This is a genomic window from Bacillus thuringiensis, assembly GCF_022095615.2.
GTDB lineage: Bacteria > Bacillota > Bacilli > Bacillales > Bacillaceae_G > Bacillus_A > Bacillus_A cereus_AG.
The window spans coordinates 1,350,332-1,376,375 of record NZ_CP155559.1; the positions used below are offsets into that span (position 1 = coordinate 1,350,332).

Below are 26,044 nucleotides of genomic sequence, written 5' to 3' on the forward strand. Positions count from 1 at the left end.
TATGTACGATTAAAAATTATAAATTTTCTAAAAATTCACTTGATTTATTTAGAAAGGAGAGTAAACTAGGAAACAATAAAAAATTCATAGAACATAGGAGGCGCTTTCCAGTGAACGAGCAATGGATTTTCTTAAATGGAGAATTTGTTCCAAAAGATGAGGCAAAAGTTTCTGTATATGATCATGGTTATTTATATGGCGATGGAGTATTTGAAGGGATTAGAGTTTATAGCGGTAATGTTTTCCGTTTGAGAGAGCATCTTGTCCGGTTATATGAATCAGCAAAATCCATCATGTTAGAAATTCCATATTCTTTAGATGAAGTAACGAATATTGTTGTTGAGACGATTCGACAAAATAAATTATCTAATGGATACATTCGCTTAGTTGTATCGAGAGGTGCAGGGAATCTTGGATTAGATCCTGATTCTTGTAAGAAACCGAATGTAGTCGTAATTGCAGAGCAACTATCTTTATTCCCGCAAGAATATTATGAAAAAGGGATTCCGGTTGTAACAGTTGCAACGCGCCGAAACCGTCCAGATGTTTTGTCACCTCAAGTAAAATCTTTAAATTACTTAAACAATATTTTAGTTCGTATTGAAGCGAAATTAGCTGGAGTACAAGAAGCGCTTATGTTAAATGATCAAGGATACGTAGCTGAAGGATCAGGAGATAACGTATTTATTGTAAAAGGAAATAAATTAATTACACCACCAAGTTCTGCTGGAGCGTTAGAAGGTATTACACGAAACGCTATTTTAGAAATCGGTGAAAAACTTGGATATGACGTAAGAGAAGAGTTATTTACAAGACACGATGTATATGTAGCTGATGAAGTATTTTTAACAGGAACAGCTGCTGAAGTAATTGCTGTTACGACAGTAGATGGTAGAACGATTGGTTTAGGGCAAACAGGCCCACATACGAATCGTTTATTAGAAGAGTTCCGAAAGTTAGTTATAGAAGATGGAGAGAAGATTTACGAGGAAAATAAAGTTGGATAACAACTTTTTATAACATAAGAAAGCGTTGAGAGGGAGGAGTAGTTGATTGTGAAGCCTCACAGAGAGTCGGTGGTTGCTGAAAACCGATGGTTCACATCGACGAACATCGCCCTTGAGTGCTAAGCTGAAGCATTTGTCTAGGCTTAGACGGTAGCTCCGTTATTAGCTAGACTCATTTATGGGTCACTGAGGCAAGAGTATTCTTGCGAAGAAGGGTGGTACCGCGAAATCTTTCGTCCCTTCAGCACATAGCTGGAGTGTGGACGTAGGATTTTTTTTATTGATAAAAGTTTTTAAAAAGGGGGCTTATAAGAACAATGTCTTCAAAAACGGAAGAGCAACTGGCAACTGGTGCACAGTTATTGTTAGAAGCGCTAGAAAAGGAAGGAGTAGAAGTGATTTTCGGTTATCCTGGTGGTGCTGTTTTACCTCTTTATGATGCACTCTATGATTGTGAAATTCCGCATATTTTAGCGAGGCATGAGCAAGGTGCTATTCACGCTGCGGAAGGGTATGCCAGAATTACTGGCAATCCAGGGGTTGTCATTGCAACGAGTGGGCCAGGCGCTACAAATGTTATTACGGGTCTAGCAGATGCGATGATTGATTCACTACCACTTGTTGTATTTACGGGGCAAGTAGCAACAACGTTAATTGGAAGTGATGCTTTCCAAGAAGCGGATATTATGGGGCTTACGATGCCGGTGACAAAACATAACTATCAAGTGCGAAAAGCTTCAGATTTACCTCGAATTATTAAAGAAGCATTTCATATTGCTAGAACAGGAAGACCAGGCCCAGTCGTTATTGACCTTCCGAAAGATATGGTAGTAGAGCAAGGCGAACGATGTAGTGATGTGCAAATGGATTTACCAGGATACAACCCTAATTATGAACCGAATCTACTCCAAATAAACAAATTATTACAAGCAATTAGAGTTGCAAACAAGCCATTAATTTTAGCTGGAGCAGGTGTATTGCATGCGAAAGCTTCGAAAGAATTAACAAGCTTTGCTCGTAAATATGAAATTCCTGTTGTGCATACATTACTTGGTCTTGGTGGGTTTCCGCCAGATGATGAACTATTTCTAGGGATGGGAGGAATGCATGGTTCTTACACAGCTAATATGGCGTTATACGAATGCGACTTACTCATTAATATAGGTGCGAGATTCGATGATCGTCTTACTGGAAATTTAGCTTATTTTGCTAAAGAGGCGACTGTCGCGCATATCGATATTGATCCAGCAGAAATCGGAAAAAATGTGCCGACTGAAATTCCTATTGTTGCAAGTGCTAAGCGAGCGTTGGAAGTATTACTTCAACCAGAAGGAAGGAAAGAAAATCATCATGAGTGGATCTCTTTATTAAAGAATAGAAAAGAAAAGTATCCATTATCTTATAAACGAAATTCTGAAAGTATTAAGCCTCAATATGCAATTGATATGTTATATGAAATTACGAAAGGCGAAGCGATTGTAACAACAGATGTGGGGCAACATCAAATGTGGGCAGCCCAATATTATCCGCTGAAAACTCCAGATAAATGGGTAACTTCAGGAGGATTAGGAACGATGGGATTCGGATTTCCTGCAGCAATTGGTGCACAAATTGCAAAGCCTGAGGAACTAGTTATTGCAATTGTCGGTGACGCTGGATTTCAAATGACTCTGCAAGAATTAAGTGTGTTAAAAGAACACTCTTTACCTGTTAAAGTATTTATTTTAAATAATGAAGCTTTAGGAATGGTAAGACAATGGCAAGATGAATTTTATAACCAAAGATATTCGCACTCTTTACTGTCGTGTCAACCAGACTTCGTCGCTCTTGCGAATGCGTATGGCATAAAAGGAGTTCGCATAGATGATCCACTTCTTGCAAAGAAGCAAATACAGCATGCGATTGAATTACAAGAACCAGTCGTAATTGATTGCCGTGTACTTCAATCAGAAAAGGTAATGCCGATGGTTGCGCCAGGGAAAGGTGTTCACCAAATGGAGGGAGTGGAAAAAAGGTGAAGAGAATTGTTACAGCGACAGTTCGAAATCAAAGTGGTGTGTTAAACCGAATTACAGGTGTTATGACACGAAGACATTTTAATATTGAAAGTATTTCAGTAGGCCATACAGAATCATCGGACATATCACGGATGACGATTGTTGTACACGTTGAAAATGAACAGCAAGTTGAACAGTTAATTAAACAACTTCATAAGCAAATTGATGTTCTGAAAGTATCAGATATTACAGAAGAAGCGATGATTGCAAGAGAACTTGCACTTATTAAAGTCGCAACATCAGTAGCAAGAGCAGAATTATATAGTTTAATTGAACCGTTTCGAGCCGCTGTAATAGATGTTGGGAAGGATTCCATAGTTGTGCAAGTAACCGGTACGCAGGAGAAAGTAGAAGCATTAATTGAATTACTTCGTCCATACGGTTTGAAAGAAATTGCTAGAACAGGTGTAACAGCATTTACGCGTAGTATGAAAAAACAAGATAAGCAAGTTATGTTAATTCAATAATCATTTAAATATAGGGGGAAATGAAAATGGCAAAGGTTTATTATGAGAAAGATGTAACGGTAAATGTATTAAAAGAAAAGAAAGTAGCAATCATCGGGTATGGCTCGCAAGGTCATGCGCATGCGCAAAACTTACGTGATAACGGATTTGATGTAGTAGTAGGTTTAAGAAAAGGGAAGTCTTGGGATAAAGCGAAAGAAGATGGATTTTCTGTATATACAGTAGCAGAAGCGGTGGATCAGGCTGATTTAGTAATGATTTTACTACCGGATGAATTGCAGCCAGAAGTATATGAAGCGGAAATTGCACCAAATTTACAGGCAGGAAATTCTCTCGTTTTTGCACACGGATTTAATGTTCACTTTGATCAAGTGAAACCACCAGCGAATGTAGATGTATTTCTAGTAGCACCAAAAGGTCCAGGACATCTTGTGCGCCGTACGTTTGCTGAAGGTGGAGCTGTTCCTGCATTATTTGCAGTATACCAAGATGCAACAGGAGTTGCGACTGAAAAGGCACTTTCTTATGCCGATGGAATTGGAGCGACGAGAGCTGGTGTATTAGAAACGACATTTAAAGAAGAAACGGAAACAGATTTATTTGGAGAGCAAGCTGTACTTTGCGGAGGAGTAACTGCGCTAGTAAAAGCTGGATTTGAAACGTTAGTTGATGCCGGATATCAGCCGGAACTTGCATATTTTGAATGTTTACATGAACTAAAACTTATTGTTGACCTTATGTATGAAGGTGGACTTGAAAATATGAGATATTCAGTTTCAGATACAGCGCAGTGGGGCGACTTCGTATCAGGACCACGCGTTGTAACGGAAGATACGAAGAAAGCGATGGGTACAGTGCTAGCAGAAATTCAAGATGGTACATTTGCAAGAGGCTGGATTGCAGAGCATAAAGCAGGAAGACCGAATTTCCATGCGACAAATGAGAAAGAGAATGAACATGAAATCGAAGTAGTTGGACGTAAATTACGTGAAATGATGCCTTTCGTACAGCCGCGAGTAAAGGCAGGGGTCAAATAATATGAAGCAGATTTTGTTCATGGATACGACGCTACGTGATGGCGAACAATCACCAGGAGTGAATTTAAATGAACAAGAGAAATTGCAAATTGCAAGGCAATTAGAGAGACTAGGTATTCATGTCATGGAAGCTGGCTTTGCCGCAGCTTCCGAAGGGGATTTTCAATCGGTAAAACGCATTGCGAATACCATTCAAAATGCTACAGTTATGAGTTTAGCTAGAGCGAAAGAAAGTGATATTCGAAGAGCATATGAAGCTGTGAAAGGTGCGGTATCTCCTCGTTTACACGTATTTTTAGCTACGAGTGATATTCATATGAAATATAAACTTTGTATGTCAAAGGAAGATGTATTAGATAGTATTCATCGCTCGGTTACACTTGGGAAATCGTTATTTCCGACAGTACAATTTTCTGCAGAAGATGCGACAAGAACAGCAAGAGATTTTTTAGCTGAAGCAGTAGAAGTTGCGATTCGTGCAGGAGCAAATGTAATTAATATTCCAGATACAGTTGGATATACGAATCCAGAAGAATATTATTCTCTTTTTAAATACTTACAAGAATCCGTTCCTTCATATGAAAAAGCAATTTTCTCTTGTCATTGTCACGATGATCTTGGGATGGCTGTAGCAAATTCATTAGCTGCGGTTGAAGGCGGAGCATTGCAAGTAGAAGGAACAATTAATGGAATTGGAGAAAGAGCGGGGAATGCGGCGTTAGAAGAGGTCGCAGTTGCTCTTCATATTAGAAAAGATTTCTATAAGGCGGAGTCTTCTATGACGCTAAAAGAAATTAAAGCGACGAGTACATTAGTAAGCAGATTAACAGGTATGGTTGTACCGAAAAATAAAGCAATCGTTGGAGCGAATGCTTTTGCTCATGAATCAGGAATTCATCAAGATGGTGTATTAAAAGAAGTGACAACGTATGAGATTATTGAACCAGAGCTAGTAGGCGAATCTCAAAATTTATTTGTGCTTGGAAAACATTCTGGACGTCACGCGTTTACAGAAAAAATGAAAGAGCTTGGTTATGAATTTACAAAGGAAGAACGAGATGCGGTGTTTGAAGCGTTTAAAAAATTAGCTGATCGTAAGAAGGAAATTACTGAGGAAGATTTACGTGCACTTATGCTTGGGGAAGCAGCATTTGCGGCTCAGCAATATAACATTACGCAACTACAAGTACATTTCGTATCAAATAGTACACAATGCGCGACAGTTGTGCTAAAAGACGAAGAAGGAAATGTATACGAAGATGCAGCCACTGGTTCTGGTAGTATTGAAGCGATTTATAATGCAATCCAAAGAATTTTAGGATTAGAATGTGAATTGGCGGATTATCGCATACAATCTATTACACAAGGTCAAGATGCACTGGCTCATGTTCATGTTGAATTAAAAGAAGGAACACATCAAGTATCAGGTTTTGGTGTTGCACAAGACGTATTGGAAGCGTCGGCGAGAGCATATGTCCATGCAGCAGGGAAATTGAAATCTTTTATCCAGCTTGTGAAATAAGTGTTTGATAGGTGAGGGGAGCTTTCCTCACCTATCAAATTAAAGTTCTGAAAATTCAGTTAAAAGGAGTGTTAAAATTGGAAAAACGTATCGTTTGTTTAGCTGGTGATGGTGTTGGCCCGGAAGTTATGGAAAGTGCGAAGGAAGTATTGCATATGGTAGAGAGGTTATATGGGCATCATTTTCATTTGCAAGATGAGTATTTTGGCGGGAGTGCTATCGATTTAAATGGGCAACCATTACCGCAACGAACGCTTGCCGCCTGTTTAACAAGTGATGCGGTTTTACTAGGAGCAGTTGGTGGACCAAGGTGGGATAGCGCGAAAGAAAGACCAGAGAAAGGATTATTAGCTCTAAGAAAAGGACTTGGTGTATTTGCAAATGTTCGCCCTGTAACGGTAGAAAGCGCAACAGCACATTTATCGCCATTAAAAAAGGCTGATGAAATTGATTTCGTTGTCGTTCGTGAATTAACAGGCGGAATTTATTTTTCTTATCCGAAAGAACGAACGGACGAAGTAGCAACAGATACACTGACGTATCATCGTCATGAAATTGAACGTATCGTTTCTTATGCCTTTCAATTAGCGAGTAAGCGGAAGAAAAAAGTAACATCGATCGATAAAGCGAATGTTTTAGAATCTAGTAAGCTATGGAGAACTGTGGCAGAAGAAGTAGCACTTCGTTACCCAGACGTTGAACTAGAACATATTTTAGTAGATGCAGCGGCTATGGAGTTAATTCGGAATCCAGGACGGTTTGATGTAATTGTAACGGAAAATTTATTTGGGGATATTTTGAGTGACGAGGCTTCCGTATTAGCTGGATCATTAGGAATGCTTCCATCAGCAAGTCACGCGGAAAAGGGGCCTTCATTATACGAGCCTATTCACGGATCAGCGCCGGATATTGCCGGGAAAAATAAGGCGAATCCAATTGCAATGATGCGCTCTGTTGCAATGATGCTTGGGCAATCGTTCGGATTAACGAGAGAAGGGTGTGCAATTGAAGAAGCAATTTCAGCAGTCCTTAAATTAGGAAAATGTACAGCAGATATCGGGGGAACTGAAACGACAACTTCATTTACGAAGGCAGTTATACAAGAGATGGAAGAGCAAGCGCTAGTAGGGAGAGGGAGATAATGGGAAAAAGGCTGTTAGATAAACTTTGGGAAAGACACGTAGTTACGACAAACGAAAATGGATTAGATTTATTATATATCGATCTTCATCTTGTTCATGAAGTAACATCACCGCAAGCCTTTGAAGGCTTGCGGCTTACAAACCGAACAGTCCGTAGACCGGATTTAACATTCGCGACGATGGATCACAATATTCCAACGAAAGATGTTTGGAATATTACCGATCGAATTGCGAAGCAGCAACTAGATACACTCCGGGAAAATTGTAAACAATTTCAGGTGCCGTTAGCGGATATTGGGGATGAAGAGCAAGGGATTGTTCATGTTATCGGACCAGAACTTGGACTTACGCAGCCAGGAAAAACAATTGTTTGTGGTGATAGTCATACAGCAACACATGGTGCGTTTGGCGCGCTAGCATTTGGCATTGGTACGAGTGAAGTGGAGCATGTATTGGCGACGCAAACGTTATGGCAACGTAAACCGAAAGCGATGGGCATTGAGCTAAAAGGGAAATTACAGAAAGGTGTGTACGCAAAAGATATTATTTTGCATCTCCTTTCAAAGTACGGTGTAGCAGTTGGAACTGGATACGTAATGGAATTTTACGGAGAGACAATTGGAGCTATGGAGATGGAAGAGAGAATGACGCTTTGTAATATGGCAATTGAAGGAGGAGCCAAGGCTGGTATTATAGCACCAGATGAAAAAACAGTTGCTTATGTAAAAGGACGTCAATATGCACCGAAAGACTATGAAACATTCGAGAAGAAATGGTCTGAACTTTATACAGATTCAGATGCAATTTATGATTTGCATATTTCAATAGATGTGACGGATTTAGCACCGTATGTTACGTGGGGAACAAACCCGAGTATGGGTGTTCGTATTGATGAAAAATTGCCAGAAAAGCAGGATGAAAATGACGAAAGAGCATTTTCTTATATGGGATTAAGCCCTGGACAAAGTACATATGACATTCCGGTTCAGCATGTTTTCATTGGATCTTGTACAAATTCTAGGCTCTCTGATTTAGAAATTGCTGCATCTGTTGTGAAAGGGAAAAAGGTAAAAGAAGGTGTGCGAGCACTCGTTGTGCCTGGATCGAAAAGAGTAAGAGAAGCTGCGATGAAAAAAGGACTACATCACATATTTGAAGAAGCTGGATTTGAATGGAGAGAACCTGGATGTTCCATGTGTCTTGGAATGAATCCAGATCAAGTACCTGAAGGAGAACATTGTGCTTCAACTTCAAATCGTAATTTTGAAGGAAGACAAGGAAAAGGAGCACGAACACATTTAGTTAGCCCAGCAATGGCGGCAGCAGCTGCGTTATATGGTCATTTTGTTGATACTAGAAAGGAGAGTTATGATGGAGCCATTTCGTATTCATAAAGGTACTGCCGCAGTACTGATGAATGATAACATTGATACAGATCAAATTATTCCAAAGCAATACTTAAAGAGAATTGAAAGGACGGGATTTGGAAAATATTTATTTGATGAGTGGCGATATGATAATGAGCGACATGAAAACCCTAATTTCCCACTTAATGCACAAGACAGAAAAGGAGCAAGTATATTAATTACAGGTAATAATTTTGGGTGTGGTTCTTCCAGAGAACATGCACCTTGGGCACTTGCTGATTATGGTTTCCGCGTTATTATCGCCGGAGGGTTTGCAGATATTTTTTATATGAATTGTATGAAGAATGGTATGTTGCCAATTGTAATGGATAAAGAAATGCGAGAAAAACTTGTCAAAACGGATGCGAGAGAACAAATAGAAGTAGATTTAGAGAATGAAGTAATTACAACGAGTACGTACAGGTTTCATTTTACAATCGAGAAAATGTGGAAAGAGAAATTATTGAATGGTCTAGACGAAATTAGTATTACGATGCAATATCAACAGGAAATTGTAGAGTATGAAAGGAAAGTAGCTTTATATTAAGAAATAACGGAATGTTCAAAATGTATTTACATTCAGAATTAAGTATTATATACTATGTAAAAATCAGAGGAGAAAGGGAGTAAGTATTATGAATATCGTGCAATCTATTAAAATGCTTACACAACTACATCATCATACATAAAGCCCTTGAACCTAGCGTGAAAACGTGTAGGCACAAGGGTTATTCCCGTTGTACCTACACTCTACTAAAGAGCCTTGTAGGTATTTTGTCTACAAGGCTCTTTTTATTTTCGGTTTAGGTGAATGAAATAGGCATACATTAGAAAGGGAAAGGTGTGAGCATTTAGATGACAAAATGGAAACGAGCAAACCCAAATGGAACGAGAGACTATTTATTCGAAGAATGTACGTTAATTGAAGAAGTGGAGCAAAAATTAAGACGTACTTTTTTAGAGAGAGGTTATGAGGAAATAAGGACACCTACAATTGAATTTTATGATGTTTTTGCCTTTCAAAATAGACCGATAGATGAAGAAAAGATGTATAAATTTTTTGATGAAAAGGGACGGATTATCGTCTTGCGTCCAGATATGACAATTCCTTTAGCGAGAGTGATGGGAACGCAGAGGTGGGATACGCCGCTTAAATTGACGTATGGCGGGAATGTATTTCGAGCGAATGAGTCCCTTACCGGAAAATATAATGAAATTGTGCAAAGTGGTATTGAAATTATCGGGATTGATAATGTAAGAGCTGAAATTGAATGTGTAATAAGCGTTATTCAATCACTTCAAAAGGTGAAGGTGCAATCTTTTACAATAGAGATTGGGCAGGTACAGTTATATAAATGTATTGTCAAAAAGCTTTCCATTCATGAGGAAGAAGAGAGAGCCCTTAGGACATACATTGAAAGTAAAAATTATGCTGCTCTATCAAATTTTATTAGAGAAAAGAAATTAGATCGATGTGATGAAACAGTAAGATTACTTGAGAAATTACCAAGGCTATTTGGGAGTTTAGAAGTGATTGAGGAAGCAGAAAAACTCGCTTCAAGTAATGAAATGAAAATGGCGATTGCAAGAGTGAAAGAAATATATGAAGCAATTGAAAAACTAGGCTATGGATCTTACATATCAATTGATTTAGGTATGATCCAACATTTAGATTACTATACGGGAGTTATTTTCAAAGGGTATATATATGAAATTGGAGAAGAAATTGTTAGTGGCGGAAGATATGATGAGTTAATTGGAAATTTTGGGGAAATACTACCGGCTGTTGGACTCGCGGTGCAAGTCAATCAAATTGTGAAGGCGCTGCAAGAGCAGCAAGAACCATATGAACGAAAGAGAATAGATATTATCATTCATTATGAGTTAAATAGATTAGCAGAAGCGGAAAGATTACGAAATTTACTTCAAAAGGACGGGAAAAAAGTAGAGCTATCTTTATTCTCTAATATAAACGACACCTTTCAATTTGCAAGAAAAAATCAAATAGTAACAGTCGTTGAGGCAAAGAATGAATCATTGGTGGAATATGTATGGAAAGAGAAATGGGTAGTCCAGAAAGAAGGAGAAACCTCATGCGTAACATTCAAATTGCGTTAACGAAAGGAAGATTAGAGAAGCGTGTGATTCCACTCTTTGAGCAGATTGGAATTGATTGTTCAGAGCTCAAAAATAAAGGACGAAAGCTTGTCTTTCAAAGTAAAAATACAGATATCTCATTTATTTTAGTGAAAGCAGTAGATGTTGCTACTTATGTAGAACATGGAGTAGCTGATATTGGGGTCGTTGGAAAAGATATTTTAATGGAAAACGAGAAAGATATTTATGAAATGTTGGATTTAGGAGTAGGCGTATGTAAGTTTTGTGTAGCTTCTATTCCTACTTATAACCCAAAGAGTTACCGGAAGAAACGTATTGCAACGAAATATCCACATATTACTTCTAACTATTTCCATGATAGAGGAGAGGATGTAGAAATTATTAAAATAGAAGGTTCTGTAGAAATCGCTCCTATTCTTGGATTAGCGGATGCAATTGTTGATATTGTTGAAACGGGAAAAACATTACAAGAAAATGGACTCATTGTATTTGAGGAAATGTGTTCTATATCTGCTCGAATGATTGTAAATAAGGCTGCATTAAAAACTAAAAAAGACGAAATATTCAGTATTATAAATATGATGGAGCAAGAAATTTTGTCAGGAAAATAGGGGGACTTGTAATGGAGATAGTTTGTGAAGATTTTCAAAAGGCATTATCGAAAATAAAATTGCTACGAGAAAACGCTAATATAATAGAAGAAACTGTTCAAAGAAGTGTAAGCGAGATCGTTCAAAATGTAAGGGAGAATAGGGATGAGGCCTTATCTTTTTATACAAACAAGTTTGATGGTGTGGAGATGGATGAGTTTCGTGTAAGTGAAGACGAAATAAAACGAGCGAGTATATTTATAGAAAATTCATTTTTAGAAGCGTTACAAGAGGCGAAGAAAAACATTATTTCGTATCACGAAAAGCAAAAAAGGCAATCCATATTCGATTGCGAGAGTAAAGGCATCATTAGGGGACAAATCATTCGGCCGTTAGAAAATGTAGGAGTATATGTGCCAGGGGGAACTGCTTCGTATCCTTCTTCAGTATTAATGAATGTATTGCCAGCAAAACTCGCAGGTGTGAAAAAGATTGTAATGGTAACACCGCCGAGAGAAGGAGGTGTTGACCCCTATATTTTAGTTGCAGCAAGTCTTGCAGGGGTAGATGAAATTTATACAATAGGTGGTGCGCAAGCAATTGCTGCTTTAGCATACGGGACGGAATCGATTCCGAAAGTAGATAAAATAGTTGGACCAGGAAATTTGTATGTCGCTCTAGCGAAACGAGAAGTATACGGAATAGTAAATATCGATATGATTGCTGGACCGTCAGAGATTGTAGTTATTGCTGATGAAACCGGTAATGCAAAATATATCGCTGCTGATTTATTATCACAAGCAGAACATGACGAGAGAGCAACGGCAATTTGTATTACAACGAATATAGAGTTAGCAAAAGAAGTGGAAAAAGAGATAGATAGACAGTTAGAAACATTACCAAGAAGCGAAATTGCACGTGAATCGATAAATAGAAATGGAGCCATTTGTATCGTTCCTTCTTTAGATGAGGCACTCCAATTATCGAATGAAATTGCTCCAGAACATTTAGAGTTACATATAAAAGAACCGATGAATGCTCTAGCTTATGTGAAACATGCAGGATCTATCTTTCTTGGACCATACGCACCGGAACCGCTCGGTGATTATTTAGCAGGACCGAATCATGTGTTACCGACAAGTGGAACGGCAAGGTTTTTCTCACCGTTATCAGTCGATGATTTCGTGAAAAAATCAAGCTTTCTGTCTTATACGGAGGAAGCGTTAAGAGATGTACAGCATCATATTGTAGAACTTGCCAATAAAGAAGGGTTACATGCGCATGCGAGAGCAATTCAAATAAGATTTGAGGAGGAAGAATAATGCGTGAGTCTAGTCAAATACGTGAGACGACAGAAACAAAAATAAAGTTAAGTTTGCAGCTTGATGAAGGAAAGGATGTTTCTGTACAAACGGGAGTAGGGTTTTTTGATCATATGCTAACTTTATTTGCAAAGCATGGAAGATTCGGCTTGCAAGTGGAGGCGGAAGGCGATGTATTCGTTGATGCGCATCATACAGTTGAAGATGTTGGAATTGTACTCGGGAATTGTTTGAAAGAAGCATTGCAAAATAAAGAGGCGATTAACCGTTATGGCTCTGCGTATGTACCAATGGATGAATCTTTAGGTTTTGTCGCAATTGATATAAGCGGACGCTCGTATATTGTATTTCAAGGAGAATTAACGAATCCGAAGCTAGGGGATTTTGATACAGAACTAACAGAAGAATTTTTTAGAGCAGTTGCGCATGCTGCAAATATTACGTTACATGCTCGCATTTTATACGGAAGCAATACACATCACAAAGTTGAAGCATTATTTAAAGCATTTGGTCGAGCACTTAGGGAAGCGGTTGATAAAAATGCCAACATTACTGGTGTAAATTCAACGAAAGGGATGTTGTAATTGATTGCTATTATAGATTATGGAATGGGAAATATTCGTAGTGTAGAACAAGCATTAAAATATATTGGAGCAGCGTACATCGTAACGAGTGATAAAGAAGAGATTTTTAGAAGTGATGGAGTGATTTTACCAGGAGTAGGTGCATTTCCGAGAGCGATGGATGTATTGGAAGAAACAGATTTAGTGCGTGTATTAAAAGAAGTAGGGCGTTCAGGAAAACCGCTTCTAGGCATTTGTTTAGGAATGCAGCTGTTATTTGAAAAAAGTGAGGAACTACAAGACTGTAACGGATTGAGCTTATTACCAGGTGTTATTCGAAAGCTAAAAGTCCCTTATAAAATTCCACATATGGGATGGAATGAGCTAAAGAAAGAGGGAGAAATAGCGCTTTGGAATGGAGTAGAGGACGGTTCTTTCGTATATTATGTCCACTCTTATTACGCAGATTGTCCAAATGAAATTGTGTATGGAATAAGTGAATATGGGGTGAAAGTACCTGGTTTTGTAGCAAAAGGAAATATATACGGCGCACAGTTTCATCCTGAAAAAAGTGGTGACATTGGGATGCAAATGTTGAAAAATTTCAAAGGGGTGGTAGAAGCATGGAAATCTTCCCAGCTATCGATGTAAAAGAGGGGCGATGCGTTAGGCTTTATCAAGGAGAGTTTAGTAAAGAAACAGTAATGAATGAAGATCCGGTTGCGCAAGCGATTATATTCGAAAAATTGGGAGCAAAAACACTACACATTGTTGATTTAGATGGTGCAGTTGCTGGCGAGTCAGTAAATTTGCTCGTTATTGAAAGAATTTGCAAGGCAGTACGTATTCCTGTGCAAGTTGGAGGCGGAATTCGATCACTTATAGCGGTAGAGAGGTTATTGTCAGTAGGTGTAGATAAAGTGATTTTAGGAACAGCTGCTCTTTATGATAAGGCATTTTTAGAAGAAGCAGTTCTTCTATATAAAGAAAAAATCATTGTTGGCATTGATGCGAAAAATGGTTTCGTAGCAACGAGAGGCTGGCTTGATGTGTCTGAAATTTCTTATATTGATTTAGCAAAGCAAATGGAGAATGTAGGTGTTCAAACGATTGTGTTTACAGACATTTCGAAAGACGGGACACTTGCAGGGCCGAATATAGAGCAATTGGGGTTACTACAAAAAAGCGTTGCTATTCGTCTTATTGCTTCTGGAGGAGTGGCATCTATTCAAGATGTGAAAAAGTTAAATGATATGAATATATACGGCGTCATAATTGGTAAGGCTCTTTACGAGAAAACGATTGATTTAGAAGAAGTGTTAGAGGTAACAAAGTTATGTTAGCGAAACGTATTATTCCATGTCTAGATGTAAAAGAAGGGCGAGTTGTAAAGGGGGTAAATTTTATAGGGTTACAAGACGTCGGTGATCCTGTTGAAATAGCTGCTTTATATAATGATGCGGGAGCAGATGAAATTGTATTTTTAGATATTACGGCAACGCATGAAGGACGAAAAACGATTATAGATGTTGTAGAAAAAACAGCTTCGAAAGTATTTATTCCTCTTACAGTTGGCGGCGGGATTTCAAGTGTTAAAGATATGTACAATTTACTAAGAGCTGGAGCAGATAAAGTTTCAATCAACTCAGCAGCAGTACGAAATCCAAAGCTAATCGAAGAAGGGGCAGAACACTTTGGCTCACAATGTATTGTCGTAGCAATTGATGCTAGAAAAGTAGCAGAAGGTAAGTGGAATGTATATGTGAACGGCGGAAGAGTTGATACGGGAATGGATGCAATCGAGTGGGCAAAGCATGTTACCGAGCTAGGCGCAGGCGAAATTTTATTAACGAGTATGGATGCAGATGGAACGAAAAACGGATATGACCTTCGTTTAACAGAAGAAATTTCAAAAAGTGTTTCCGTACCAGTCATTGCGTCAGGCGGATGTGGTCATGCTGATCACATTATAGAAGTTTTTCAAAAGACAACAGTTGATGCAGCACTTGCGGCATCAATCTTTCATTATGGTGAGGCGACAGTGCAGGACGTAAAGAGAAAATTAAGAAATGCAAATGTTGAGGTGCGGTTATGAAACCTAACTTTTCAAAAGGATTACTACCGGCAGTTGTCATTGAAGAGGATACGAAAGAAGTTTTAATGCTAGCTTATATGAATGAAGAAGCGTATGAAAAGACGCTAGAAACGAAAAAAACGTGGTTTTATTCCCGTTCGAGACAATCGTTATGGAATAAGGGAGAAACATCGGGAAACATCCAATATGTTCAATCCTTGTATTTAGACTGTGATCAAGATTCAATCGTTGTTGTCGTAAAGCAAGTTGGGCCTGCTTGCCATACGGGAGAAAAAACGTGTTTTCACTACAAAATTATATAGGGGGATACATATGGAAAATGTTTTTAAGTTGCTGTATGAAACAATTGAAGAACGAAAGGAAAATCCACTTCCTGAATCATATACAAATTATTTATTTTCAAAAGGAGAAGATAAAATTTTAAAGAAAATTGGTGAGGAGTGTACTGAAGTAATCATTGCTTCTAAAAATAACGATAAAGAAGAACTAGTAAAAGAAATGGTCGATGTATTGTATCACTGTTTTGTTCTCTTGGCTGAAAAAAATATTGCACTGGAAGATGTCACGCGAGAAGTGAAAGAAAGAAATGGAAAGCTTTCGAGAGTAGGAGATCGAAAAGAAATAGATACATTATAAGGGGGAATACATATGAAAGTGGATTATCACCTTCATTTAGAAGAAGGACCTTATTCAATAGGGTGGCTTGCTAAAATAAATGAGGCTCTGGAATATTATGAGCCGCTTCAAGAAGAAAGGCATTCTATCGATTGGCTTATGAAAACACAAGAACGCCTGCAAAGACGTGTGAAGGAAGGGCCGTTTACAGCAAAGTGGATTGATTTATATTTAGAAGAAGCGCTGCGAAAAGGTATAAAAGAAGTTGGCATTGTGGATCATTTCTATCGTTTTCATGAGGCGAAAGGATATTATGAAAAATATGTAGATATTAGTGATTCAAAGCTTGGTCTTTTACAGAAGGAATGGTTAGACCAAGTAAGAGTAGTTTCACTATATGATTTTACAAAGGCAATTGAAGAGGCGAAAGAACGATGGAGTAAACGGGGGGTAACACTAAAACTTGGAATTGAAGCGGATTATTTTATTGGTGGTGAACAAGAATTACAATCTTTACTGGCATTAGGAGACTTTGATTATGTAATTGGTTCTGTTCATTTTTTAAATGGATGGGGATTTGATAATCCAGATACGAAAGAATATTTTAAGGAACATGACTTATATGCTTTATATGATACGTTTTTCAAAACGGTTGAGTGTGCAGTTCGCTCTGAGTTATTTGATATTATAGCTCATCTTGATAACATAAAAGTATTTAATTATCGGTTAGATGAGAATGAGCAACTTTCGTATTATAAGGAAATTGCGCGTGCATTAGTAGAAACAAATACGGCAACGGAAATAAATGCGGGATTGTACTATCGCTATCCTGTGCACGAAATGTGTCCGAGTCCGCTATATTTACAAGTATTAGCTAAGCATGGCGTTCCGATTACTCTCTCCTCAGACGCTCATTATCCGCATGATTTAGGAAAATATGTGGAAGAGAATATAAAGACGTTACGTAATCATGATATAGCTCACTTAGCTACATTTACGAAACGAGTCAGAACGATGAGATTACTGGAAGAAGAAGTATCAATTTCAAAATGATCACGATTTTTTGATGAAAACTCTCCTTTTAGTTCAAAATAAGAAGGAATAAAAAGGAGGGTAAGAAATGGCGAAACAACAAAATAAACAAAATGTACAAGGTGTACAGCAACAAGCTTATACTTCTGAAACGAATGCTGCATCTCAATCAGTTATTGAGGAGCAAATTAGCGATACAGTTGCAGAAGGAACAATTGATGTGAAGCTCGGAAAAGAATCGCAGGAAAAAGCGTAAGAAGAGGGGGGAGTTGCATCTCCTCTTTTTTCATGGAAAAGTGTCGATTTTCAAAACTATAATCAAATTCCTTGGTTTTTATAAGTGGATTTCTTACAATGAAATATAAGAGATATCTTATTTTCTATAGAAGAGGTGTTAGTAGTGGCGAAAATATTAATAGCAGGAAAAATTCCACCAATCGGATTAGAACTATTAAAGGATCATGATGTAGAAATGTACGATAAAGAGGCTTTAATTTCTTTAGATGAATTAACAGAGCGTGCAAAAGATAAAGATGCATTGTTAAGCCTACTTTCTACAAAGGTGACAAAAGAAGTGATTGATGCGGCACCTAATTTGAAGATTGTTGCAAACTACGGTGCTGGTTACGATAATATTGATTACTCGTATGCTGGAGAAAAAGGGATTGCGGTAACGAATACACCGAAAGTATCAACTGAAGCGACAGCAGAATTAACATTTGCACTTCTTTTAGCAGCTGCACGTAGAATTCCGGAAGGCGATACGCTATGTCGTACAACTGGATTTAACGGATGGGCACCATTATTTTTCTTAGGCCGTGAAGTACATGGTAAAACAATTGGAGTTATTGGCCTTGGAGAAATCGGAAAGGCAGTTGCAAAGCGTGCGAAAGCGTTTGGAATGAAGGTTTTATATACAGGACCAAATCGAAAACCTGAAGCTGAAAGTGAACTAGAAGCAACACATGTAACATTGGAAGAATTATTACAAACAGCAGACTTTATCACAATTAACTGTGCGTATAATCCAAAATTGCATCATATGATTGATGAAGAACAGTTTAAAATGATGAAGAAAACAGCGTATATTGTAAATGCTTCACGTGGACCAATTATGCATGAAGCGGCACTTGCTCATGCATTAAAAACGAATGAAATTGAAGGGGCGGCTCTTGACGTATTTGAATTTGAACCGAAAATTACTGAAGAGCTAAAAGGATTAAAGAATGTAGTACTTGCTCCTCACGTAGGAAATGCAACATTCGAAACGCGTGATGCGATGGCTGAAATGGCAGTAAGAAATATTTTAGCCGTATTAAACGGTGAAGAGCCTGTAACACCTGTAAATCAAAAGGTATTAGTTACAAAATAAAGTGCAGCTTTAATGAGAGCGGGCATCCCACTCTCATTATTCCCCTACACCAATCGGGCTTTTGCGGCATAAAAAGAAACCTTCCGGAGTCGGAAGGTTTTTCTTATTTTTCTTTATTTGCTCTTTTAGATGGTCTTTGTCTAAGAAATTGAGATAGCATATACAAAATATATAGTGGAATAGCAATGAATAAGAAAACAGAAAAATTACCGAACCCTGTTTGGTACATTGTGATAATGATTCCAACTAAAAATAGTGTAATAATGATGCTATATCGTGGAATTGGTACATCTTTTAAACTTGGGATACGAATGCGGCTCACCATTAAAAATGCGAACGTTACAAATACTGTAATAAGAACGATTTTTGGAATGGTATGTGAAAATAATGTTAAGAAAGCAACAAGCCCTCCCGCTGCTGTAATCGGTACCCCAGTGAAATATTTCATTGAAGTAGAAGATGGTGTTACATTAAATCGTGCTAAACGGTATGCCCCGAAAAGAGGGAATAGTCCCGCTATGTATAGTCCGATGATTCCATAATTGGAGAAAGATGTGTAATACATGAGAACAGCAGGTGCTGCACCAAATGTTACGACATCCGCCAGCGAGTCAAGCTCTTTTCCCATTTGAGAATCAACACGTAGTAAACGAGCAACACGTCCATCAAGACTATCTAACATCATCCCGATAAGTACTAAAATAGCAGCTGATTTATAATATCCTAAAGATGCATAGCCGATTGACAAGAATCCACTATATAAATTTCCGAGCGTAAATAAGTTTGGAATAGCTGCTCTATACAAAATCTGATCCCTTGCTTTCTGTAATAAATTCTTAATTAGTGTATGAAATTTTACTTATTTTATCATACCATAAATTTCTTCCTCATACGAAAAAAATTCCCAATTTGTGAAAGATTTCATGGGAGAATGATTTGAAAAATAAGTAAAAAAAGAAGCAACTTTTATAAAGTTGCTTCCTGCACTATTCAAATTTCGTTGTCATTGTTCCGGTTTTATACCGATTGTTAGGATCGAAACGTAATAAATCTCCATAAATGAGTTTGTCGGAGAGTTTCAATTCAGTTTTTGCTTTTTCAATATTCGGTTGACATAATGAAATGTCCGCTTCTTCACCTGTATTTCGTTTATAGCACATGTTTTTTGTATAAACATAATCTTCCGAAACGAAGCTACCATCACGCATTACCATAAGTGGGTCTTTTTCTTTAATAAATAAGTCAGTCCCAAATTCAACGGATTGATTTGTTTTAATACCAAGTAAATGAAGTAGCGTTGGTTTAATATCAATTTGACCAGATACTTTAGAAATGACTTTTCCTTCTTGACCAGGTACATGAATAATGAGAGGGACGCGTTGTAATTGCATAGAATCAAACGGTGTAATAGCGTCTTTCCCAAGGAACTGAGCCATAGCTGCGTTATGGTTTTCGGAAATACCGTAATGATCTCCATAAATGACAATAACGGAATTATCATACAGTCCTTCGTCTTTTAATTGTTTAATAAATAATTTAAGAGCTTCATCTGTGTAACGAACGGTTGGGAAGTAGCGGTTTACAACACCACTTTCCGAATTAAACTCATCAACATATTGATCTTCTGGATTTAGAAGAAATGGAAAATGGTTTGTTAAAGTAATAAATTTTGTATAGAACGGTTGTGGTAAAGATTTTAACTTTGGAATCGATTGTTCAAAGAACTCTTTATCTTTTAATCCCCAGCCGACAGACATTTGTTCTGTGCCTACGTAATCATTTAAATTAAAGTAACGATCATATCCGAGTGCAGGATACATTACATCCCGATTCCAAAACGTTTTATCGTTTGAATGGAAGACAGCAGAAGAATATCCGTATTTCTTTAATTGCTCTGGTGTAGCTGTATATTCATTTGTTGCGTGAGTAAAGAATACAGAACCGCGGTCTAACGGATAAAGTGAATTTTCAACGATAAATTCAGCATCAGAAGTTTTACCTTGTCCTGTTTGATGATAGAAGTTATCGAAATAAAAACTATCTTTAATAAATTCATTTAAAAATGGAGTAATTTCTTTTCCATTTATTTTTTTATTTATAACAAAACTTTGTGTAGATTCCATTGAAATCAAAATTACATTTTTACCTTTTGCAGCTCCAAATAAGTTTTTATCAGCTTGCTTATCTTTTGAGTCTGTATAGTTTTTAATTTCAGAGAATCCGTCACCGCTTGCAAATACACGTTCAGCTGAAGATTTAGATTGAAGTGTAATATCGAATAGATGGTATGTGTATAAACCTAAATTTTTCACGACAGTTTGACGATCAAATGAGCGTGAGAACATTTGTGGTTTATAAATAACTGAAACAACAATTTGTAGTGCTAATAAAGCTGTTACACCGCTAAAGAAAGTTCGCTTCTCAGAGCGAGAAAGCGGGGTCTTGTCACAAAATGCCGGAAATTTACGCGAAAGAAACATTAAAATAATTGCATCTGCAAATAAAAGTAATGTTTTATACGTAAAGAGCTCTTTTATACTCGTTCCTAAATCAGCCATATTATTTGTTTGGAATAAAACTGGGAATGTAACAAAATCGTTATAAAACCCATAAAACATTGCATTTCCAAATAAAATAAAGGACAGTATAAAACTGGTTCCAATAATAATTCGGTTTCGGTGCTTAGATGCAAGTAAAGCAAAACCGAAAAATAAAAGTAACGCAGCTATTGGGTTAATAAAAAGCATAAATTCCTCAAAGAAATTATCGATTTTAATATCAAATGCTAGCTTGTACACAATATATGTTTTTATCCATAATAAAACGACTGCAACGAGTGCAAATCGCAGTTTTGGAAACAGACGTTGTAGCATAATATACTCCTCTCCTAAAAAGCATGACGGTTCTTGTGAGCCGGTTTGATTAGCGCCTCATTTTCTATATACGAACAGTCCTTTGTTATTATGTTTATTATACTATGAGTATCATTATACGAAAATAAAAGAGAGTTGTGGGCTTTTTTATAATAATTGAGTAGAAAAAGGGCAGTGGGAGACAATAAAACGGAGTTTCTATGTATGATAATTATTGTGCGCAGAAAGAATCGAGTAATAAAACGGAGGTTATAATGCGAAAATTATTATATTTTATAGTATGCAGTAGTGTTATACTTTTTGCCTCACCGAGTATGTCGGTAGCCGAGTATGATGCACCTCTTATGGAAGATGCCCTTTATTCTGTTTTATTTCCGAAAATAAATAAAGCAATTGAAAAACAATATGGGAGCTTGAAGCCTTATGAATGTCCTAAAATTATTAGTTTAAAAAAAGTGTATAGTGGTACATATTTATTTCAAGCGAGTATTGAAGTAACGAAGTATGAACGTGTTGCTGGGAAAATTGCTCCACCATTTGAGAAGGTAACGATTACATTTAATAACGAAGAGGGCGAATGGGAAGTGACAAAGGTTTCAGTAAAGCGCTTACCAAATGATACGAAATTAAACTGTAAAAAAACAATATAAAAAATTGTTTGACAAATAAAATGGTCCTTTGGTATTGTTAATAGCAACAATTAGATGTTTGAAAATTAAATAGACTTACCTCATCTACTCTCAAAGGTAGAGGCCGCAATAGGAAAGAGTAAGCTATGGGAGATTTAATGGAATCTGTGATCATAGGTTGAAAGGGACTATTGCCGAAATATAAGAATAACCATCTTATTCATATATTGGGACTGCATTGAATAAATGTAGTACTGTCATAATATTTATTTTATGGAGAGCTATTTGGAGATGTTGATGCGGTTTCTTATTTTGAGGAGATAACAACTCGTTTATTTTTTCAATATATATTTTTCCTAATAAGAAACGCGTGTGAACATTGTTCCGCGCGTTTTTTGTCTATCTAAAAGCGTGCTGCAATGAATAGAAGATTGGGGTTATGAGTTTTAGAGGAAATAAGGGAGGAATTCAAATGTATTTACACGGCACAAGCCGAATCAATGGGCAAGGACACTTAGAAATTGGTGGGTGCGATACGACGCAGCTAGCAAAACAATACGGAACACCACTTTATGTATACGATGAAGAGTCTATTCGAGGAAAGTGCCGCGCGTTTCATCGTGCTTTTAAAGAAAGTGGTTTCTCTTATCAAGTAGCATATGCAAGCAAGGCGTTCTTGTGCATGGAGATGTGCCGAGTAGCTCGTGAAGAGAATATGTCTTTAGACGTTGTTTCTGGAGGGGAATTATATACTGCGCTCCAAGCTGGTTTTCCGGCATCGCGTATTCATTTTCACGGAAATAATAAAACAGAAGAAGAAATGATTATGGCTCTTCAGGCGAATATCGGTTGTTTTGTAGTAGATAATTTCTTAGAATTAGAAATCTTATATGATTTAGCAATGCAACATGGGAAATTTGTGAACATATTAATCCGTGTAACGCCTGGAGTAGAGGCACATACACACGAATATATAACAACAGGTCAAGAAGATTCGAAATTTGGATTTGGTGTTTCAAATGGTCAAGCGATGCAAGCGATTGAGTTAGCTTTGCAAAAATCAAATTATAATGTGCTAGGAATTCACTCGCACATCGGATCACAAATATTCGAAACGGCTGGTTTTGTTCGAGCAATTGAAGTTCTTCGCCAATTTTTAGAAGAAGTGAGAGAGCAAATGAATTATGTAGTAAAAGTGTTAAATGTGGGCGGAGGATTCGGAATACGCTACACAGAGTCAGATACGCCATTAACTCTTGAGACATATGTGCGAGCTGTAACAAATGCAGTGAGAGAACAATTTACAGTATGTGAATATCCGCTGCCAGAAATATGGGTTGAACCAGGTCGTAGCATTGTAGGTGATACTGGAACGACAATTTATACAGTCGGATCTGTGAAAGACATTCCTGGTATTCGGAAATATGTATCAGTGGATGGCGGAATGACAGATAATTTAAGACCTGCCTTATATAGCGCGCGTTATGAAGCGATGCTAGCGAATCGAGGGAATGATGCGAATGAGGAACTCGTTTCGATTGCTGGGAAGTGCTGTGAGAGTGGAGATATGTTAATTTGGGATATTACTCTACCGAAAGTTGCTTCTGCCGATTTACTAGCAGTTTCTTGTACGGGGGCATATGGGTACTCGATGGCCAATAATTATAATCGGATTCGTAGACCAGCTGTCGTCTTCGTGAAAGGTGGTACATCACAAATTGTTGTAGAACGCGAAACATATGAAAATATTATTGGGAACGATCGCATACGTATTAAAGAACTTGTTTAAATAGAGAAAAGGAGTTGTTCGGATGGGCAATTCCTTTTTTGTAAAATAAAATAATTAAAATATATCGGAAAACTAGGATTGAAAAAAATCAGAATTGTGATAAAATACAAATACAAAGCTTATCAAGAGAAGCGGAGGGAACTGGCCCGATGAAGCTCGGCAACCTGCTTATAGAAAGCAAGGTGCTAAATCCAGCAAAATGGAATCCATTTTGAAAGATAAGGTAAAATATATTACCGAACAGTCTTTTCGAAATGGGAAAGATTTTTTTTATGAATAAAAAGGGGGGCTGTTCGCGTGAGTGTACGAGAACATTTTGAGGAAGTATCTGAGAAAATTCAAGCGATGCTTGCTGATATGAAATATGGTTCAATTACAATTGTTGTGCAAGACGGAAAAGTCATTCAATTAGAGAAAAGTGAAAAAGTACGTTTAAAGTAAAAAGCGCTGACTAGAAAAACTAGAGGCGGTTTTAACCTATTTTATTAGGTTAAAACCGTCTTTTTGCTTTTACAGGGGGAAAAAACATGTTGACGTATGAAACGTGGGAAGAAAATAGTGTTTCATTTTCAGAAGAAGATGAAACAAAAGGCGCGCTATCGGTATTAAGTTGGGCTTATAAAGAATATAAAAATGAAATTGTATACGCATGTAGCTTTGGAGTAGAAGGGATGGTATTACTGCATCTTATAAACCAAGTAAATCCATCTGCTAAAGTTGTATTTTTAGATACAAATGTTCATTTTCAAGAAACGTATGAATTAATTCAAAAAGTGCGGGGACGATTTCCTTCATTAAATATTATAGAAAAACAGCCGGAACTTACACTTGATGAACAAGCGAAGTTGCATGGTGAAAAATTATGGGAAAGTAATCCGAATCTTTGTTGTAAAATTAGGAAAATTTTACCGTTAGAAAAATCATTAGCAGCGGAAAAAGCGTGGATATCGGGCTTAAGGAGGGAACAATCAGAAACGCGTAAGCATACAAAGTTTATAAATCAAGATCATCGCTTTCAATCTATTAAAGTTTGTCCGCTCATTCATTGGACGTGGAAAGAAGTATGGCGATATGTATACAAACATAGCTTGCCATATAACCCGCTGCATGATATTGGATATCCAAGTATTGGGTGTGAGAAGTGTACGTTACCTGTAGGAGAGGGTGGCGATTCGAGAGATGGTAGATGGGCTGGGAAAGTGAAAACAGAATGTGGTCTTCATTACCAATAAGAAGAATTTGAAAATAAAGCTAAGAGAGGGTATAGAAAATGAGTACAAGAAACGAATTAATAAATCGAATAGACGAGACATACGACGTATCACAAATTGAAAAAGAAATTCAACTAGATAACATTGCGTTAAGTGATTTAGAGCTATTAGCAACAGGGGCGTATAGCCCGCTTACTGGTTTTTTAGGAAAGAAAGATTATGATTCGGTCGTAGAAACGCTTCGTTTAGATAATGGGAGCGTTTGGAGTATACCAATTACATTACCAGTAACAGAAGAAGTAGCAGAGAGTCTGAAAGCTGGAGAGGAAGTAAAACTTGTTAACGGTGGAAATGTATATGGTGTCATTCAAATAGAAGATATTTTTGTGCCTGATAAGGAAAAAGAAGCGTTACTAGTGTATAAAACGACGGATGAGGCTCATCCTGGAGTGAAAAAATTATACGAAAGACCGAACGTTTACGTCGGAGGAGCTATTGTTCTTACAAAACGCTTTGAAAATAATCCGTTTCCTTCTTATCATTTAGATCCAATTGAAACGAGAAAAGAATTTAAAAAACGTGGTTGGAAAACAGTAGTTGGATTCCAAACGAGAAATCCGGTACATCGTGCCCATGAGTATATTCAAAAATCTGCTCTTGAAATTGTAGATGGCCTCTTTTTAAATCCGCTTGTTGGGGAAACAAAGTCAGACGATATTCCTGCTGATGTAAGGATGGAAAGCTATGAAGTATTACTTCAAAACTATTATCCGAAAGATCGTGTCTTTTTAAGTGTATTTCCTGCAGCAATGCGTTACGCGGGACCAAGGGAAGCAATATTCCATGCATTAGTCAGAAAGAATTTTGGATGCACCCATTTTATCGTAGGGCGCGATCATGCAGGAGTAGGAGATTATTACGGGACTTATGAAGCGCAAGAAATTTTTACAAACTTTACGTTGGAAGAGTTAGGGATTACACCGTTATTTTTTGAACATAGTTTTTACTGCACGAAATGCGAAGCGATGGCTTCGACGAAAACATGCCCGCACGGAAAAGAGGATCATGTCATTTTATCAGGTACAAAAGTAAGAGAGCTATTAAGAAACGGTGAGGTTCCACCGAGTACATTTAGTCGTAAAGAAGTAGTGGAAGTGCTAATTAAAGGTTTGAAAAAAGAAGTAGTAACAGAATAGG

Annotated in this window: 27 protein-coding genes, 2 riboswitches and 1 other annotated feature; of the genes, 25 read left to right on the forward strand and 2 right to left on the reverse strand. The window is 37.4% G+C overall.

Features of this window, described 5'->3' with window-relative positions; translation table 11 throughout:
* Positions 1 to 110 precede the first annotated feature (110 nt).
* The 20 genes from ilvE (at position 111) to KZZ19_RS07100 (ending at position 18,345) form a co-directional block, all read left to right on the forward strand.
* Positions 111 to 1,007, forward strand: coding sequence for a branched-chain-amino-acid transaminase (gene ilvE / locus KZZ19_RS07005; protein ID WP_001005497.1), 897 nt, complete (start codon positions 111 to 113; stop codon positions 1,005 to 1,007).
* Between the two features lie 16 nt (positions 1,008 to 1,023).
* Positions 1,024 to 1,251 (forward strand) — a binding site (T-box leader).
* Between the two features lie 73 nt (positions 1,252 to 1,324).
* On the forward strand, positions 1,325 to 3,025 hold the full coding sequence (gene ilvB, locus KZZ19_RS07010) for an acetolactate synthase large subunit (RefSeq protein ID WP_237979965.1): 1,701 nt from the start codon (positions 1,325 to 1,327) through the stop codon (positions 3,023 to 3,025).
* A complete protein-coding gene (ilvN, locus tag KZZ19_RS07015) occupies positions 3,022 to 3,531 on the forward strand; it encodes an acetolactate synthase small subunit (RefSeq protein WP_000822948.1) in 510 nt (169 codons plus the stop codon). The genes ilvB and ilvN overlap by 4 nt, the downstream gene beginning before the upstream one ends.
* Before the next feature lie 26 nt (positions 3,532 to 3,557).
* A complete protein-coding gene (gene ilvC, locus KZZ19_RS07020; RefSeq protein WP_237979967.1) occupies positions 3,558 to 4,568 on the forward strand; it encodes a ketol-acid reductoisomerase in 1,011 nt (336 codons plus the stop codon).
* A 1-nt stretch (position 4,569) separates the two neighbouring features.
* Complete coding sequence (gene leuA, locus KZZ19_RS07025) at positions 4,570 to 6,090, forward strand: 2-isopropylmalate synthase (protein WP_237979969.1); 1,521 nt, start codon at positions 4,570 to 4,572, stop codon at positions 6,088 to 6,090.
* A gap of 77 nt (positions 6,091 to 6,167) precedes the next feature.
* Complete coding sequence (leuB, locus tag KZZ19_RS07030; RefSeq protein ID WP_237979971.1) at positions 6,168 to 7,232, forward strand: 3-isopropylmalate dehydrogenase; 1,065 nt, start codon at positions 6,168 to 6,170, stop codon at positions 7,230 to 7,232.
* Positions 7,232 to 8,626: a 3-isopropylmalate dehydratase large subunit gene (gene leuC, locus KZZ19_RS07035; protein ID WP_237979972.1), complete on the forward strand. Its 1,395-nt coding sequence runs from the start codon at positions 7,232 to 7,234 to the stop codon at positions 8,624 to 8,626. The genes leuB and leuC overlap by 1 nt, the downstream gene beginning before the upstream one ends.
* Complete coding sequence (gene leuD, locus KZZ19_RS07040) at positions 8,604 to 9,185, forward strand: 3-isopropylmalate dehydratase small subunit (protein ID WP_237979974.1); 582 nt, start codon at positions 8,604 to 8,606, stop codon at positions 9,183 to 9,185. The genes leuC and leuD overlap by 23 nt, the downstream gene beginning before the upstream one ends.
* Before the next feature lie 308 nt (positions 9,186 to 9,493).
* Positions 9,494 to 10,756, forward strand: coding sequence for an ATP phosphoribosyltransferase regulatory subunit (gene hisZ, locus KZZ19_RS07045; protein ID WP_348638031.1), 1,263 nt, complete (start codon positions 9,494 to 9,496; stop codon positions 10,754 to 10,756).
* Positions 10,732 to 11,367, forward strand: coding sequence for an ATP phosphoribosyltransferase (gene hisG / locus KZZ19_RS07050; RefSeq protein WP_088095696.1), 636 nt, complete (start codon positions 10,732 to 10,734; stop codon positions 11,365 to 11,367). Before hisZ ends, hisG begins: the two co-directional genes overlap by 25 nt.
* 11 nt (positions 11,368 to 11,378) lie before the next feature.
* Entirely contained in the window at positions 11,379 to 12,668 is a 1,290-nt protein-coding gene (gene hisD / locus KZZ19_RS07055; RefSeq protein WP_237979988.1) for a histidinol dehydrogenase, read from the forward strand.
* Positions 12,668 to 13,252, forward strand: coding sequence for an imidazoleglycerol-phosphate dehydratase HisB (hisB, locus tag KZZ19_RS07060; protein WP_088095698.1), 585 nt, complete (start codon positions 12,668 to 12,670; stop codon positions 13,250 to 13,252). The genes hisD and hisB overlap by 1 nt, the downstream gene beginning before the upstream one ends.
* Positions 13,253 to 13,882 carry an imidazole glycerol phosphate synthase subunit HisH gene (hisH, locus tag KZZ19_RS07065; protein WP_237979989.1) on the forward strand — a complete coding sequence of 210 codons (630 nt, stop codon included), beginning with the start codon at positions 13,253 to 13,255 and terminating at the stop codon, positions 13,880 to 13,882.
* Positions 13,855 to 14,574 carry a 1-(5-phosphoribosyl)-5-[(5-phosphoribosylamino)methylideneamino]imidazole-4-carboxamide isomerase gene (gene hisA, locus KZZ19_RS07070; protein WP_237979990.1) on the forward strand — a complete coding sequence of 240 codons (720 nt, stop codon included), beginning with the start codon at positions 13,855 to 13,857 and terminating at the stop codon, positions 14,572 to 14,574. Before hisH ends, hisA begins: the two co-directional genes overlap by 28 nt.
* Entirely contained in the window at positions 14,568 to 15,326 is a 759-nt protein-coding gene (gene hisF, locus KZZ19_RS07075) for an imidazoleglycerol phosphate synthase cyclase subunit (RefSeq protein WP_237979991.1), read from the forward strand. The genes hisA and hisF overlap by 7 nt, the downstream gene beginning before the upstream one ends.
* The gene (gene hisI / locus KZZ19_RS07080) at positions 15,323 to 15,628 is read left to right on the forward strand and encodes a phosphoribosyl-AMP cyclohydrolase (protein WP_237979992.1); all 306 of its coding nucleotides are present in this window, start codon (positions 15,323 to 15,325) and stop codon (positions 15,626 to 15,628) included. Before hisF ends, hisI begins: the two co-directional genes overlap by 4 nt.
* A gap of 10 nt (positions 15,629 to 15,638) precedes the next feature.
* The gene (gene hisE / locus KZZ19_RS07085; protein ID WP_088095703.1) at positions 15,639 to 15,962 is read left to right on the forward strand and encodes a phosphoribosyl-ATP diphosphatase; all 324 of its coding nucleotides are present in this window, start codon (positions 15,639 to 15,641) and stop codon (positions 15,960 to 15,962) included.
* 12 nt (positions 15,963 to 15,974) lie between these two features.
* A complete protein-coding gene (locus KZZ19_RS07090) occupies positions 15,975 to 16,994 on the forward strand; it encodes a histidinol phosphate phosphatase domain-containing protein (protein ID WP_098343111.1) in 1,020 nt (339 codons plus the stop codon).
* A 67-nt stretch (positions 16,995 to 17,061) separates the two neighbouring features.
* Positions 17,062 to 17,229 (forward strand): YozQ family protein, encoded by a 168-nt coding sequence (locus tag KZZ19_RS07095; protein WP_088095705.1) that lies wholly within the window; start codon positions 17,062 to 17,064, stop codon positions 17,227 to 17,229.
* 144 nt (positions 17,230 to 17,373) lie between these two features.
* A complete protein-coding gene (locus KZZ19_RS07100; RefSeq protein WP_088095706.1) occupies positions 17,374 to 18,345 on the forward strand; it encodes a 2-hydroxyacid dehydrogenase family protein in 972 nt (323 codons plus the stop codon).
* Positions 18,346 to 18,448: 103 nt separating this feature from the next.
* On the opposite strand, the gene pssA is transcribed toward KZZ19_RS07100, so the two are convergent.
* Together pssA and KZZ19_RS07110 are read right to left on the reverse strand one after the other, a co-directional pair.
* Entirely contained in the window at positions 18,449 to 19,150 is a 702-nt protein-coding gene (gene pssA, locus KZZ19_RS07105; protein ID WP_000285422.1) for a CDP-diacylglycerol--serine O-phosphatidyltransferase, read from the reverse strand.
* A 181-nt stretch (positions 19,151 to 19,331) separates the two neighbouring features.
* Positions 19,332 to 21,218, reverse strand: a complete 1,887-nt coding sequence (locus KZZ19_RS07110; protein ID WP_237979994.1) for an LTA synthase family protein — start codon at positions 21,216 to 21,218, stop codon at positions 19,332 to 19,334.
* A 254-nt stretch (positions 21,219 to 21,472) separates the two neighbouring features.
* Here KZZ19_RS07110 and KZZ19_RS07115 point away from each other — a divergent pair, with 254 nt between their 5' ends.
* The 5 genes from KZZ19_RS07115 (at position 21,473) to sat (ending at position 26,043) form a co-directional block, all read left to right on the forward strand.
* On the forward strand, positions 21,473 to 21,868 hold the full coding sequence (locus tag KZZ19_RS07115; protein ID WP_237979996.1) for a DUF3888 domain-containing protein: 396 nt from the start codon (positions 21,473 to 21,475) through the stop codon (positions 21,866 to 21,868).
* Positions 21,869 to 21,957: 89 nt separating this feature from the next.
* A riboswitch (Lysine riboswitch) is annotated at positions 21,958 to 22,139 on the forward strand.
* Between the two features lie 180 nt (positions 22,140 to 22,319).
* Positions 22,320 to 23,636, forward strand: coding sequence for a diaminopimelate decarboxylase (lysA, locus tag KZZ19_RS07120; protein WP_237979998.1), 1,317 nt, complete (start codon positions 22,320 to 22,322; stop codon positions 23,634 to 23,636).
* A 116-nt stretch (positions 23,637 to 23,752) separates the two neighbouring features.
* Positions 23,753 to 23,861: riboswitch (SAM riboswitch) on the forward strand.
* Between the two features lie 72 nt (positions 23,862 to 23,933).
* Positions 23,934 to 24,077, forward strand: a complete 144-nt coding sequence (locus KZZ19_RS07125; RefSeq protein ID WP_000116163.1) for a YezD family protein — start codon at positions 23,934 to 23,936, stop codon at positions 24,075 to 24,077.
* 86 nt (positions 24,078 to 24,163) lie between these two features.
* Positions 24,164 to 24,868, forward strand: coding sequence for a phosphoadenylyl-sulfate reductase (locus KZZ19_RS07130; RefSeq protein WP_088095710.1), 705 nt, complete (start codon positions 24,164 to 24,166; stop codon positions 24,866 to 24,868).
* 38 nt (positions 24,869 to 24,906) lie between these two features.
* Positions 24,907 to 26,043, forward strand: coding sequence for a sulfate adenylyltransferase (gene sat, locus KZZ19_RS07135; RefSeq protein ID WP_237979999.1), 1,137 nt, complete (start codon positions 24,907 to 24,909; stop codon positions 26,041 to 26,043).
* The last annotated feature ends 1 nt before the right edge of the window (position 26,044 follow it).